At 67.6% G+C, this 12,569-nt stretch carries 12 protein-coding genes and 1 tRNA gene; 7 read left to right on the forward strand and 6 right to left on the reverse strand.

What is annotated here, in order from left to right:
* Nucleotides 1-62: 62 nt before the first annotated feature.
* Nucleotides 63-554 carry a DUF7974 family protein gene (locus P0R32_RS03880; protein WP_276238633.1) on the forward strand — a complete coding sequence of 164 codons (492 nt, stop codon included), beginning with the start codon at nucleotides 63-65 and terminating at the stop codon, nucleotides 552-554.
* A gap of 82 nt (nucleotides 555-636) precedes the next feature.
* Here the strand turns inward: P0R32_RS03880 and P0R32_RS03885 are convergent, their stop codons facing one another.
* The 5 genes from P0R32_RS03885 to P0R32_RS03905 all read right to left on the reverse strand — a co-directional run bounded on the left by P0R32_RS03885 (nucleotide 637) and on the right by P0R32_RS03905 (nucleotide 6,847).
* The gene (locus P0R32_RS03885; protein ID WP_276238634.1) at nucleotides 637-1,935 is read right to left on the reverse strand and encodes an ABC transporter ATP-binding protein; all 1,299 of its coding nucleotides are present in this window, start codon (nucleotides 1,933-1,935) and stop codon (nucleotides 637-639) included.
* Entirely contained in the window at nucleotides 1,928-3,079 is a 1,152-nt protein-coding gene (locus tag P0R32_RS03890) for an ABC transporter ATP-binding protein (protein ID WP_276238635.1), read from the reverse strand. The genes P0R32_RS03885 and P0R32_RS03890 overlap by 8 nt, the downstream gene beginning before the upstream one ends.
* On the reverse strand, nucleotides 3,079-4,077 hold the full coding sequence (locus P0R32_RS03895; RefSeq protein ID WP_276238636.1) for an ABC transporter permease: 999 nt from the start codon (nucleotides 4,075-4,077) through the stop codon (nucleotides 3,079-3,081). The genes P0R32_RS03890 and P0R32_RS03895 overlap by 1 nt, the downstream gene beginning before the upstream one ends.
* A complete protein-coding gene (locus P0R32_RS03900) occupies nucleotides 4,077-5,072 on the reverse strand; it encodes an ABC transporter permease (protein ID WP_276238637.1) in 996 nt (331 codons plus the stop codon). Before P0R32_RS03900 ends, P0R32_RS03895 begins: the two co-directional genes overlap by 1 nt.
* A gap of 104 nt (nucleotides 5,073-5,176) precedes the next feature.
* On the reverse strand, nucleotides 5,177-6,847 hold the full coding sequence (locus P0R32_RS03905) for an ABC transporter substrate-binding protein (protein WP_276238638.1): 1,671 nt from the start codon (nucleotides 6,845-6,847) through the stop codon (nucleotides 5,177-5,179).
* Nucleotides 6,848-7,024: 177 nt separating this feature from the next.
* Here P0R32_RS03905 and trmY point away from each other — a divergent pair, with 177 nt between their 5' ends.
* Both trmY and P0R32_RS03915 read left to right on the forward strand, forming a co-directional pair.
* A complete protein-coding gene (gene trmY / locus P0R32_RS03910; RefSeq protein ID WP_276238639.1) occupies nucleotides 7,025-7,615 on the forward strand; it encodes a tRNA (pseudouridine(54)-N(1))-methyltransferase TrmY in 591 nt (196 codons plus the stop codon).
* Between the two features lie 116 nt (nucleotides 7,616-7,731).
* Nucleotides 7,732-7,804 (forward strand) — tRNA-Pro (locus tag P0R32_RS03915).
* Between the two features lie 240 nt (nucleotides 7,805-8,044).
* Here the strand turns inward: P0R32_RS03915 and P0R32_RS03920 are convergent.
* Complete coding sequence (locus P0R32_RS03920) at nucleotides 8,045-8,665, reverse strand: flagellin (protein ID WP_276238640.1); 621 nt, start codon at nucleotides 8,663-8,665, stop codon at nucleotides 8,045-8,047.
* A gap of 146 nt (nucleotides 8,666-8,811) precedes the next feature.
* On the opposite strand from P0R32_RS03920, the gene P0R32_RS03925 reads away from it, so the two are divergent.
* The 4 genes from P0R32_RS03925 (at nucleotide 8,812) to P0R32_RS03940 (ending at nucleotide 12,471) form a co-directional block, all read left to right on the forward strand.
* On the forward strand, nucleotides 8,812-9,309 hold the full coding sequence (locus P0R32_RS03925; protein ID WP_276238641.1) for a P-loop nucleotide/nucleoside kinase family protein: 498 nt from the start codon (nucleotides 8,812-8,814) through the stop codon (nucleotides 9,307-9,309).
* A 240-nt stretch (nucleotides 9,310-9,549) separates the two neighbouring features.
* Nucleotides 9,550-10,893 (forward strand): aryl-sulfate sulfotransferase, encoded by a 1,344-nt coding sequence (locus P0R32_RS03930; RefSeq protein WP_276238642.1) that lies wholly within the window; start codon nucleotides 9,550-9,552, stop codon nucleotides 10,891-10,893.
* A gap of 50 nt (nucleotides 10,894-10,943) precedes the next feature.
* A complete protein-coding gene (locus tag P0R32_RS03935; protein ID WP_276238643.1) occupies nucleotides 10,944-11,516 on the forward strand; it encodes an NUDIX hydrolase in 573 nt (190 codons plus the stop codon).
* Nucleotides 11,517-11,640: 124 nt separating this feature from the next.
* Nucleotides 11,641-12,471, forward strand: coding sequence for a CPBP family intramembrane glutamic endopeptidase (locus P0R32_RS03940; protein ID WP_276238644.1), 831 nt, complete (start codon nucleotides 11,641-11,643; stop codon nucleotides 12,469-12,471).
* The last annotated feature ends 98 nt before the right edge of the window (nucleotides 12,472-12,569 follow it).

Here is a 12,569-nt window from a genome sequence, read left to right on the forward strand (position 1 = left end):
CGGACCCCGGCCCGACACCGACAATCGACACGCTCATTCGACCGTCGGCCCTTCTCGCGCCCGTGCCACAGTCCCCGCGCAGTCACGAGGACCGCGACCGCTTCGGCTTCGACGAGACGCGGGACTACCTCGGCGCGGCGGTCGCCGCCCTCTTGCCGGCGCCGCTGGTCGCCCGCGGACTGTCGATAGCCGTCGAGACCGACCGTGAGGTGTACGCGCCCGGCGACCCCGTCTCCGTGCGGGTCGTCATGCGAAACCGCTTCCCCGTCCCGATCGCGGTGTCGACGCCGTCGCGCCGCCTGTGGGGGTGGGAGGTCGACGGCGCGCTGGAGGCCAGCGAGGAACCGCGGCGCGACCCCGGCGGCTCGGGGGCGCTGTCGTTTCGCGCCCGCGAGCGCAAGACCCGCGAGTGGACGTGGGACGGGCGCGTGACGCGCCGCGACGACCGCGGGACGCGCTCGTCGCCGCTGGAGCGCGGCGACCACGAGATCCGTGCGTTCGTCGCGACCGCTCGCGAGCGGCCGGAGGCACGGACGACGTTCCGCGTGGAGTGACACCTCGCGTCGCCACGACGGCGCGGCTGGTCGCCTGACGACGTGTCGTCCTCGAAAACGAATCTCGCCCGGAGCGACGGCCTCAGTCGTCGGCGGGCGCGGGCGCCTCGATGTCCTCGCGGTGGAGGTGGCAGGCCGCGAAGTGCTCGCCGTCGCCGACCGTCGGCTCGACTGCGTACGACGGCTTCTCGGTCGCACAGATGCTCGCGTCCGCGAACGTGGAGACGAGTCGCTCGCTGGCGGCGTCCCACTCGTCGTCGGCGATCTCTTCGATGGCTGTCTCGACGGTCGAGCCCGCGCTCCCCGAGGGCGTCCCGTCGGGGAAGAACTGTGCGCGGACGCTCTGGCCGTCGGCCGCCTCGAACGTGCGGCGTTTCACTGCGCGGGCGAACTCGCGGACCGCCGCCCACTCGTCGTCGCTCATCGAGAACTCGTCGGGCTGGATGAGCTTCGGACAGCGCGTCCGGAACCGGCAGCCCGACGGCGGTTCGATGGGCGAGGGCACGTCGCCTTCGAGCACGCTCCGGGTGCCCGTGGCGCGCGGGTCCGGCACCGGGATGGAGTCGAGCAGCGCCTCGGTGTACGGGTGTTTGGGGTGCTCGAACAGCTCCTCGGTCTCGGCGAGTTCGACCATCTGCCCGAGGTACATCACGGCGACGCGGTCGGAGATGTGCCGGATGACGCTCAGGTCGTGTGCGATGAACAGGTAGGTGAGCCCGAACTCGTCTTGGAGCTCCTGCATCGTGTTGAGCACCTGCGCCTGGATCGACACGTCGAGCGCCGACACCGGCTCGTCACAGACGATGAAGTCGGGGTTGACCGACAGCGCGCGGGCGAGGTTGATGCGCTGGCGCTGGCCGCCGGAGAACTGGTGCGGGTAGCGGTTGTAGTGGTGCGGGTCGAGCCCCACCTTCTCCAGCAGTTCGCGGGCGCGCTCCTCGCGCTCGCCCTCGTACAGCCCGTGGGCCTTCATCGGCTCCTCGACGATGGGGCCGACCTTCATCCGCGGGTCCAGGCTCGACTGCGGGTCCTGGAAGATCATCTGCATGTCGCGGCGGCACTCCCGGAGGTCCGAACCGGACAGCTCCGCGAGGTTGTCGCCGTTGAAGTACACCGCCCCGTCCGTCGGGTCGACGAGTCGGAGGATCGTTCGCGCGAGCGTCGACTTCCCACAGCCGGACTCGCCGACGAGGCCGAGCGTCTCCCCGCGCTTCACGTCGAAGCTCACGTCCTCGACGGCGCGCACGGGCGGTTCGTCCCACAGCCCCGACAGCATCCCGTCGGACTGGCTGAAGTGCTTCGTCAGCCCCTGGACGCTGAGGATCGTGTCCTCGTCTTCGACCGCGGCGGCGCCGTTGCCGAGGACGTCGCCGTCACTCATCGGTCTCACCTCCGGCGTCGGCCGCTTCGGCAGCGTCGGCGCCGCGCATCTCCGCGAGGCCGCCGGCGAAGGCGCCGGTCGCCTCCGTCTCCAGCGGCTCGCTGTGCTCGTAGCCCACGTCCTCGTACTTGATGCACGAGACGGAGTGTGGCTGCTCGACGGACTCACTCACGTCGTGGAACTGCGGGTGGAACTCCTTGCACGCCTCCCGGGCCTCCGGGCAGCGCGTGTGGAACCGACAGCCCGACGGCGGGTTGATCGCCTCGGGCATCACGCCCTTGATCGGGTCGAGCGCCTCGACCGACCGGTCGGGGCGCGGCATCGACCGCAGCAGCGCCTCGGTGTAGGGGTGTTTCGTGTCGTGGAACATGTCGTCGACCTCGGCCTCCTCGACGACCTCGCCGAGGTACATCACGTTCACGCGGTCGCAGATCTCCGCGACCACGCCCATGTCGTGGGTGACCCACAGGAACGCGGTGTTGTACCGCTCCTGGAGGTCGCTGACCAGATCGAGGATCTGCCCCTCGACGGTCACGTCGAGCGCGGTCGTCGGCTCGTCGGCGATGATGAGCCGCGGCTCACACGCCAGCGCCATCGCGATGAGGACGCGCTGGCGCATCCCACCGGAGAACTCGTGGGGGTAGTCGTCGTAGCGGATCTCCGGCTCCGGGATACCGACCTCGCGGAGCATGTCGACGGCGATCGTTTTCGCCTCCTTGGCGCCGACGTCGCGGTTCAACTCGATGAACTCCCGAAGCTGGTCGCCCACCTTGAATACGGGGTTGAGCGACTCCATCGGGTCCTGGAACACGATCGCGATCTCGCGACCGCGGACCTGCTCGCGCATCTCCCGGTTGGTGAGCATCTCGTCGGACGGCTCCATCCGTCCGTCGGGCGTCTCTTGGATGTCGACCAGCTTCTTCCCGTCGAACGTGACGGTCCCGTCGACGATCCGTCCGGGCTCTTCGACGAGGCGCATGATCGACTGCGCGGCGACGGACTTCCCGGCGCCTGACTCGCCGACCAGTCCGACGAGTTCGCCCTCGCCGACCTCGAAGTTCACGCCGTCGACCGCGCGCACGGTGCCTTCTTCGGTGAAGAACTGGGTCTTCAGGTTCTCGACTTTGAGTAGTGGTTCGGACATCAGTTGTTGATACGGGGGTCAAGCGCGTCGCGCAGACCGTCGCCGAGGAGGTTGAAGCCCACCACGGTCACGAGGATGGCCACCCCGGGCCAGATACTGAACCACGGGTCCGGCAGCATGTAGTCACGTGACTGTGAGAGCATCTGCCCCCACGACGGCGTGGGAGGCTGTGCGCCGTACCCGAGGAACGACAGCCCGGCGACGATTAAGATTGCGACGCCGATCTGCAGGGTCGCCTGGACGAGCACGGGGGCGAAGCTGTTCGGGATGACGTGCCGGAAGATGATGTTCCGGTCGCGCACGCCGGCCGCGCGGGCGGCCTCGATGTAGTCCTCTTCACGCACCGACAGCACCCGCGACCGGATGAGTCGGGCGAACGTCGGGATGTTCGCGATCCCGACGCCGATCATCGCGAACGTGAGGTTGCGACCGAACGCGACCATGAACACGATGACGAGCACGAGGAACGGGATGGCGTACAGCGTCTCGACGGCGCGCATCAGCACGTCGTCGATGCGGCCACCGTAGTAGCCGGCGACCGAGCCGACGATCATCCCGAACACCAGCGAGATGGTCGTCGCGACGACGCCCACGGAGATGGCGATGCGCGTCCCGTAGAACAGCCGTGCGAGGATGTCGCGCCCGCGGTCGTCGGTGCCGAGCGGGTGCGCCCACGTCCCCTCGCCGAAGACGTTCGTCGTCATCGCCGGCGGCAGCAACTGCGAGCCGACCTCGGCGTTCGGGCTCACCCACACCGCCTGTGCGATGGCGTACTGTTCGATGCCGAACAGCGGGAGGACGATCTGATCGAGGAAGGCGACGGCGGCGACGAACGTCGCGACGCCGATGATCGCCAGCCCAGCCAGCGCCGTCGGGTCGCGACGGACCTGCTTGACGGTGTAGCGCCATCCGACGTTCGCCGCCGGCTGGTCGTCGTCGGCGTCGATCGCCTGCGATTCGCCGTCGGTTCGGGCCTCGGTGTCGGTAGTGGTCGCCATCAGTCGGCCTCCTCGAAGGTGACGCGCGGGTCGATGTACGCGTACGAGAGGTCGGTGAGGATGACCCCGACGACGAACACCAGGCCGAGCACGAGCGTCGTGCCGACCACCAGCGCGAAGTCCTGGTTGTTGATCGCGGTGATGATGAGCGTCCCCATCCCGTTGATGGAGAAGACGGTCTCGGTCAACACCGCCCCGCCGATTGCGCTGGTGAGCTGGAGGCCCAGCAGCGTGATGAGCGGGAGCTGTGCGTTACGGAAGGCGTGCTTGCGGAGGATCGTGGACTCCTTGACGCCGTAGGCGCGTGCGAGCTTCACGTACTCCTCGCCGAGCACCTCCAGCATCGACGAGCGCTCGATCCGCGTGAGCGCGGCCATCTGGAGGGTACCGAGCGATAGCGTCGGCAACACCAGGTGGTGCAGCGACTCGAGGATCACGTCGAGTTGGCTGTCGACGCCGACCTCGGCGGGCGAGGCCCACGGGAGGACGAGATTCGTCGCGGGGAACCAGTTCACTTGGTACGCGAACAGGATGATGAGGACCAGACCGATCCAGAACGACGGCGTCGAGACACCGAGCAGCGCCACGATCCGTGCGACGTGGTCGGTCGGCTTGTTCCGCCGCTGTGCGGAGATGATCCCCAGTGGAATCGACGTGACGATGGCGAACGCGAAGCTCGACACGAGCAGGAGCACGGTCACCGGCAGCCGTTCCATGATCTTCTGGGTGACGGGGACCTCGTAGTACAGACTCGTACCCAGATCGAGCTGTACGACGTCCCAGAGGTAGTTCAAGTAGCGGAGCCACACCGGCTGATCGAGCCCGTACTTCGCACGGATGGCGGCGGCCTGCTGGGCGCTGGGTGACGGCCCGAGCATGATGCTCACGGGGTCACCAGGCATCGCCTCCATGAGGAAGTACGTGATAGTGACGACTCCCAGCAGGACCGGAATCGCCTGTAGGATCCGTCGGATCGTGTACTGTGCGCGTCCCATAGTCTCTACTGTCGTATGGCTTGCTTTCGCACGACGGTATATAAATTCGCGGAAGCGGCGTTCGGGGCCGCTCCTGTCAGTTTACGCCCGATTCGGGGGCTGCGTTACTTGTCGACCGAAACGTTGTTGTGTCCGGTCGTCAGGTGGAACGAGTCCACCGGGTGCGACTGGAAGTCCTCGACGTAGTCCTTCACGCCGAAGGAGTTCTTGAGGTTGTACGCAGGGATGTGCGCACGGTCCTCGAGGATCGAGGTGATCGCCTCGGTGTACAGCTGCTTGCGCTCCTCGCGGTCGGCGGACTGACGCGCGTCGACGAGCTTCTGCGCGGCGTCCTTACCCTTCTGGCTGTTGGCGCCGTAGTACGTCCCGTTCGTGACACCGAGGGTGTCCTCGGTGCGGCCGAACAGGTAGTACGTGAACGCGTCGGGGTCGGGGGTGCCGGACCAGCCGAGCGTGTACATGTTGTAGTCGTCCTCGCTACCCGTGACGTACGCCTCGAGGAACGCGCCCCAGTCCAGCCGCTGGACGGAGACGTTGTTGAAGCCGGCCTCCTTGAGGCCGTTCGACACCGAGATGCCGATCTGTTCGCGCTTGTCGTCCGGCGGCACGATGATCTTCCAGTTGTAGTCCATCGAGACGCCGGCCTCGTTGAACAGCTCCGTGGCGGCGTCGATGTCCTTGTCGTGGGGGATCTGCTGCCACTCGTCGATCGGGAAGCCCCAGTCCTCGGTGATCGAGGCGGGCGTCGGCGCGTACTGGCGGACACCGGTCGGCTCGACGTACTGCTCGACGGCGGTGTCCATCGAGAAGCAGTAGTCGATCGCCTCACGCACCTTGGGGTCGGCGGTCGGCCCCTCGTTGCAGTTGAACGCGAGGTAGAAGTAGCCGATGCCGGGCACCTCGTCGATGCTCGCGTCCTCGATGCTGCGCACCGTGGAGTAGAGCTTCGGCGGAATCTCCTCGACCACGTCGTTCTCGCCGTTGCGGAGCGTGGTGACGCGGGTCGTCGCCTCCGTGATCGGCGTGAAGTGGATCTTCTCGAGGTTCGCCATCGGCTCGCCCCAGTAGTCCTCGTTGCGGACGATGTCGACGTAGTCACCCTCCTGCCAGCTGTCGAAGGCGAACGGGCCGGAGCCGACCGGCATCTCCGTGTTGAACGCCTCCTTGTCGTCCTCGCGGACGGACTTCGGGACGACCGAACCCGCCGCGAGCGTGTTCATGAACGGCCCGAACGGGTACTTCAGGTTGAAGATGATCGTGTCGTCGCCCTCCGTCTCGACGGAGTCGATCATGTTGAACTCCGAGGCGTTCTGGGTCTCCTCTGCGACCGGGGCCTCGAAGCTGTACTTCACGTCCTCGGGGGTGACGGGGTCGCCGTTGGAGAACGTCGCCTCCGTCGTCATCGTGACCGTATAGGTCGTCCCGTCTTCGCTGACCTCGGGCTCGCCCGTCGCGAGTTCCGGCACGATGCCGGTACCTTCGTCGTAGGCGTACAGCCCCTCGAAGATCTGACTGGCGACCTGCGAGGACGGCACGTCGTTGAGCACGATCGGGTCGAACTCCAGCGGGCTCTTGACGAGCGCGAGGTTGAGCGTCCCGCCGCTCATGCTCTCGCTGTCCGATCCACTGTCGGAGTCGGTGTCGGAGCCGCTGTCGGAGTCGGAGCCGCTGTCCGTGCTCTCACCGTCGCTCTGGCCACCGTCGCCGCCCACACAGCCAGAGACAGCCGCGACGCCCGCGGCGCCAGTTCCGGTGAGGAACTTCCGGCGATTCATCCTGTCGAAAACGCGAGTAACATCGTCTTCTGTCATGGTTGTAGTACCCAAACTGGGATAGAGTGTTGTCGTGATTTCCCACATAAATACTTGTTGCTGTGCGTGTGGTTCACGTACATAGTCGTTGAACTGTGATCGGATCGGAACGTCGATGGTGGCTGACCGCCGACACCGGCTATGCGCCAGTTCGTCGTCTGCGGCCACGACGCGCCGACCACCCCCGAGTTCAGCCTCGACGACCTCGCGGGCGGGGCGGGGCGGCTCGACCTGCTGTGTCGGTGTGTGAACGCGGGACTGCTCCTCTCACACGGGATCCGCGAGGACAGTCGGGTCCACCTCGTGCTCGGGGACGCGTACACGGTCCGCTTCGACGGCGCGACCGCTCGCGGCCTCCACCCCGACGAGCGCACGACCGCCGCGCGCGTGCGAGACGCACTCGACGTCCGAGAGAACGCGATCGGTCACATGCCCGCCGAGGTGTCGCCGGGCGTCGAGTTGTACCGGATGGGCCTCGCGGACACGCTCGACGCGCTCGACGGGACGCTCGTCCAGCTCCACGAGGACGGCGACCCGGTCGCCGAAGTCGACCCGCCCGCGGACCCAGTGTTCGTCCTCTCGGACCACTCGGACTTCACCGACGACGAGGCCGCCCTCCTCGCCGACCGCGCCGACCGGCGGGTCCGCCTCGGCCCCGAAGCGATCCACGCAGACCACGCGATCAGCGTTGCCAACAACTACCTCGACACGGCCGGGTACACGCGGTACTAGCGCGGTTCACGGACCTGCCGTGTCACGCCGTCAACCGGGCGACCGGGGCCCGTCGTCCGGTCGGAGTGCTCGGGGTTCGGAAGCCTTAACAGAACGCCCGGCTTTCTTCGACTTGCGGGCCGGTGGGGTAGCTTGGTATCCTTCGGCCTTCGGGTGGCCGTAACCGCGATTCAAATTCGCGCCGGCCCACTTCCCGCATTCTACACTCGCGAGCCGTGGCTGTTTGCGACGAATGGTGACCGTTCGGAACCGACCGACGCCCACCGCCGCGGTCGTCAGGCATCGGTCGTCAGTCGCCCTCGTCCTCTGGCGGACGGTTTCGGTAGACGGAACTGACGCGTCGGCTGACGGTGCTCGGTGGTTGCCGTTCGGCGCCACAGCGTCGTCACTGGTCGACGAAGTGAACCGAGAGAGAAGGGGGGGACCGGCTTACAGTTCGACGGCTTCCTTCTGGCCGAGCGACTCGGGCACCGTGAAGCGGATGCTCGTGGTCGCGCCGGACATCGTGTTGATCTTGATCGTAACCTCGTCGCCCTCGTTGAGGTTCCCGTTGATCTGACCCGTCTCGAACACGAGGTTCAGACGGTCGTCAGCGTCGTTGAGCACGTGGGGGTTCGCGCCGTCGGCGTTCTTGACCGACTGGTAGGAGTACTCACCACTGTTCAGCCCAGCGGCGAGCGAATCGTACTCGCTGGTCGTGTTCGCGACCAACTGGCTCGTCCCGCTCGGACCGATCCAGGTGACAGTGGCATTGTGGATGTCGATCTCACCGGCACCGGCGCCCTGCGTGACGGTGACGTTCACGACGTCGACGACCTCGTTCCCGGAGGTCCCGGTGACGTTCCCGACCGTCGCGACCTCCTGCAGGCGGTTACTGACCTGCTTACTCGATTGTTGACCCGTCTCCTGCGACTTGCTCTGGAGGAAGCCGGCGGTGTTGATCAGGACGCCCGCGGCGATCGCCGCCACGAGCACCATCGCGATGAACACGATGAGTGTCCCGATTCCCACTTGCCCGCGTTCTTCCTCGTCCGTGATGAATTCGAACATGCTGAGTTCCACTCCCGTACTGGGATACTCGTTGCTTCCCGACCACGTAGTAAACTCTTGACCTCAAATTATCAGTATGGATTCTGCATGGTGGGCCGGAACCGACGGACATTAGCCCCGCGCCGGGCGACCCGGAAGCGACCCCGATGTCGGACACAGCGCGCCTCGTCGTTGTCTGCGGACTGCCCGGCGCGGGCAAGACCACGGTCGCGGAGGCGGTGGCCGAGCGCCTGGACGCGACGCTCCTCCGGACCGACGTGGTCCGCAAGGAACTGTTCCCGGAGCCGGCCTACACCAGCGACGAGTCGCGGCGGACGTATGAGGCGGTGTTCGACCGCGCGGACGAGACGCTCGCGACGGGCGAGTCGGTGGTCCTCGACGGCACCTTCCGGCGCTCGCGGCGCCGCGAGCGTGCTCGCTCGCTCGCGCGCGGACACGACGCGCCGTTCCGACTGCTCAAGGTGGCCTGCGACGAGGCGGTCGCGAAAGCCCGGATCCGCTCGCGGGAGGGCGACGCCTCCGACGCCGACGTGGAGGTGTACGACATCCTCCGCGAGGAGTTCGAACCGATCGACGACCCGCTCGTGGTCGACAACAGCGGCGACCTCGACGGCACGCTCGCACGCGTCCGCGATCTGTTCTGAGTCGCTGTGACTACTGAGTCGCTGTGACTACTGAGTCGCTGTGACTACTGAGTCGCTGTGACTACTGAGTCGCTGTGACTACTGAGTCGCTGTGACTACTGAGTCGCTGTGACTACTGAGTCGCTGTGACGAGCCTGACCTGCTGTGACTCGCGCCGGTGAGCGCCCCAGCCACGGCCTCTTCCTCCCCGGATACGGCGAGACCGAAGGCTTTTGCTCGGCGCCCGGTTCGATTTCCCCGATGAGAACACGCGCGGTCGAGTTGGTCCTCGTCGGCGTCCTCCTGTTCGGACTCACGGTCGCCGGGAGCGCGCTCGTGGCGCCGGACCGCTCGACGCCCGCCGCCACCGACGGCACCCAGCGGACGACGCTCGTCGGGTCACAGGGCGGCGGTCCGGGGTGGCACCAGTACGGGAGCGTCTACCTCCTGAATGGCTCCGAGGAGGAGTGGCGCGAGGCCTCCGCCGACAGCTACTTCGACGTCCAACGGCTCCCCGACGGTCGCGTGCTCGCGGGGTTCATGGACGGCGGGTACACCGAGTGCGGCCCCTACGACTCGCCGTGTGCCTACACCGGCTTCCGGATCATCGACCCGGACGCCGACGGCGGGCCGACGGTCGTCGAGGAGTACGGCTTCCCCGTGCGAACGGAGTCGAACAGCGAGATCCACGACGCCGAACCGCTCCCCGACGGCGGGTTCGCCATGACCGACATGGACCACGAGCGGATCCTGATCGTCGAGGACGGCGCGGTGACGTGGACGTGGAACGCCTCCACGTTGTACGACGCTCCGGAGGATCCCACCCGCACCGACTGGCTCCACATCAACGACATCGACCGGATCGGTGAGGACCGGTTCCTCGTGTCCGTGCGCAACGCGAACCAACTGGTGATCGTCGAGCGCACGGACGACGGCGGCAGCGAAGTCGTCGAGATCATCAACGAGGACGCCGAGGGCTCGTCGGACGCCTCCTGCACGAGCGGGGGCCAACTGCGCGACACCGACGGCGACGGCGACGTGCGCTGTGGCGACCCGGCGATCCTCGACCACCAGCACAACCCGCAGTGGCTCGGCGACGGCGCGGTGCTCGTGGCCGACTCCGACAACGACCGCGTCGTCGAACTCCACCGGAACGCCTCCGGCGACTGGGAGATCGTGTGGGTCGTCTCGGCGGTCGACGGCCGATCGCTGCACTGGCCGCGCGACGCCGACCGACTGGAGAACGGCCACACGCTGATCACTGACACGCTGAACAAGCGGGTCGTCGAGATCGACGAGAACGGCAGCACCGTCTGGACGTACCCGACCGAGCGGATCCCGTACGAAGCCGACCGCGTCCCCCGCGAGTTCCAGGGGACCGAACGCGACCTCCCGCTGGCGACGAGCGACGGCGTGGCCAGCAATCCCGAGACGGCGGGCGAGTCGGGCGTCCCCGTCCTGTCGACGCTGGTCGTCGGTGTGCGCGCGGTCGCCCCGTGGGCGCCCGTCTGGTTCAGCGAGACGCAGGTGGCGCTGACGCTCGTCTCGCTCGCGCTCGTGTTCGCCGGCGGGGCGGTGTCGCTTCGCAACCGACTCGGGGTCTGACCGGTCGCGGCTTCTCGTAGGGTTTTCCCGACGGCGACCGAGCGGCGGGTATGGACGACGACGAGGACACCATCGACGCCGACGATTCGCTCGCGTGGGAGACGCTCGACACCGACCTCGACTACTCGTGTCCGGGGTTCGACGTGCGCCGCGACGACGTGCGCCTCCCGGACGGCACCGAGACCGACTTCCACTACGTCGACGAACCGCCCGCGGTCGTCGTGTTGCCGTTCACGCCCGAGGGCGACGTAGTGTTGATCGAGGAGTGGCGACAGGCGGTCGGTCGAGTCAACCGCGGACTCCCGGCGGGCACCGTCGAAGACGACGACACCGACCTCGCGACCGCCGCCCGTCGGGAACTCCGCGAGGAGACCGGCCACGAGGCCGAGACGGTCGAGCACCTCCACACGAGCGAACCGGCGAACGGCTTCGCCAACTCCGTCCACCACTACTTCCTCGCCCACGGCTGTGAGCCGGCGGCCGACCAAGACCTCGACTTCAACGAGAGCATCCGCCCGGTGACCGCCGACTACGACACCGTCCGCGAGGCGGTCGCCGCCGGCGACGTGCGCGACGGGCGGGCCGTGCAGGGGATCGCGATGTACGAGTTGCGCCGCGAGTGACGGGGCCGACCCGGACCACGCGGGTCACGGCGCGTATCCGCCCGCCGTCGCTGGGGTAGGTCTTTCAGGATGGGGCCCCGACACGACGCATGGTCGAGTTCGGACCCCTCCGTGGGGGGTCGGTATGATACGCTCCCTCCTTCGACGGCTTCGCGACTGGTACCGCTCGCTCGATCCGCGCGTCCGGGCGCTCGTCGAGGCGGTGGCGCTCGGTCTCGGCGGGATCGTAGCGGCGCTGTTCGTCGTGTTCGGCGTGTTCATCTCGCTGGGGTTCGCCGGCTACCAGCCGTCTCCGTTGGTGCTCGTCGGCCTGCAGTTGGTGCTCGTTCAGGGGGTCTCCTTCGGCGGCTTCGCCTCGGTGTACCTGATCCGGCGCGGACGGAACCCGCTGTCGCTGTTCCGGTTCCCGGGTCTCCGCGACGCCGCAGTCGCCGTCGGTGGCTTCGTCGGGTCGTTCTCGCTGTTGATCGCCGCCAGCTACCTCGTCGCCCAGACGGGCGCGCCGACCGCGGAGAACTCCGTCGCTCAGATCGGCGCCGAGAACCCCGAGGTGCTCCTCCTGCTCATCCCGGCGGCGTTCATCTTCATCGGCCCGGGCGAGGAGATTCTGTTCCGCGGGGTCGTCCAGGATCGCCTCCGCGAGGCGTTCTCCGCGTGGGTCGCCATCCCCGTCGCGAGCGTCATCTTCGGCGCGGTCCACTTCGTCGCGCTCACCGGCGCGGCACCCGGGCGGATCGTCACCATCGGCATCCTCTCGACGCTGACGCTCGTGTTCGGCGCGGCCTACGAGTACACGGACAACCTCGTCGTCCCGGCGTTCATCCACGGCGCCTACGACGCCGTGCTGTTCGCCGGCTTGTACGTCGTCGTCGTGTACGGTCCCGAGGCACAGTCGCCTGGTGAGGCCGCGAGCATGGCGGTCGCCGACCTGCTCGCGGTCCTCCCGCTCGTGTGAGCGGGCGGTCCGCGGCGAATCCTTTTGGCGGAAGCCGGGGCCACCCCGTCGTGCCGTGGACTCGTCCGCCGCGGGGCGTGCCGCGACGCGACGACACG

The organism is Halobaculum marinum (genome assembly GCF_029338555.1).
Classification (GTDB): domain Archaea; phylum Halobacteriota; class Halobacteria; order Halobacteriales; family Haloferacaceae; genus Halobaculum; species Halobaculum marinum.

Bases quoted from the DNA above. Each gene is read 5' to 3' on its own strand.
- P0R32_RS03895 (WP_276238636.1), bottom strand. From the start codon at position 4,077: ATGGCGACCACTACCGACACCGAGGCCCGAACCGACGGCGAATCGCAG.
- P0R32_RS03905 (WP_276238638.1), bottom strand. From the start codon at position 6,847: ATGAATCGCCGGAAGTTCCTCACCGGAACTGGCGCCGCGGGCGTCGCG.
- trmY (WP_276238639.1), top strand. From the start codon at position 7,025: ATGCGCCAGTTCGTCGTCTGCGGCCACGACGCGCCGACCACCCCCGAG.
- P0R32_RS03900 (WP_276238637.1), bottom strand. From the start codon at position 5,072: ATGGGACGCGCACAGTACACGATCCGACGGATCCTACAGGCGATTCCG.
- P0R32_RS03935 (WP_276238643.1), top strand. From the start codon at position 10,944: ATGGACGACGACGAGGACACCATCGACGCCGACGATTCGCTCGCGTGG.
- P0R32_RS03940 (WP_276238644.1), top strand. From the start codon at position 11,641: ATGATACGCTCCCTCCTTCGACGGCTTCGCGACTGGTACCGCTCGCTC.
- P0R32_RS03920 (WP_276238640.1), bottom strand. From the start codon at position 8,665: ATGTTCGAATTCATCACGGACGAGGAAGAACGCGGGCAAGTGGGAATC.
- P0R32_RS03885 (WP_276238634.1), bottom strand. From the start codon at position 1,935: ATGAGTGACGGCGACGTCCTCGGCAACGGCGCCGCCGCGGTCGAAGAC.
- P0R32_RS03930 (WP_276238642.1), top strand. From the start codon at position 9,550: ATGAGAACACGCGCGGTCGAGTTGGTCCTCGTCGGCGTCCTCCTGTTC.
- P0R32_RS03925 (WP_276238641.1), top strand. From the start codon at position 8,812: ATGTCGGACACAGCGCGCCTCGTCGTTGTCTGCGGACTGCCCGGCGCG.
- P0R32_RS03890 (WP_276238635.1), bottom strand. From the start codon at position 3,079: ATGTCCGAACCACTACTCAAAGTCGAGAACCTGAAGACCCAGTTCTTC.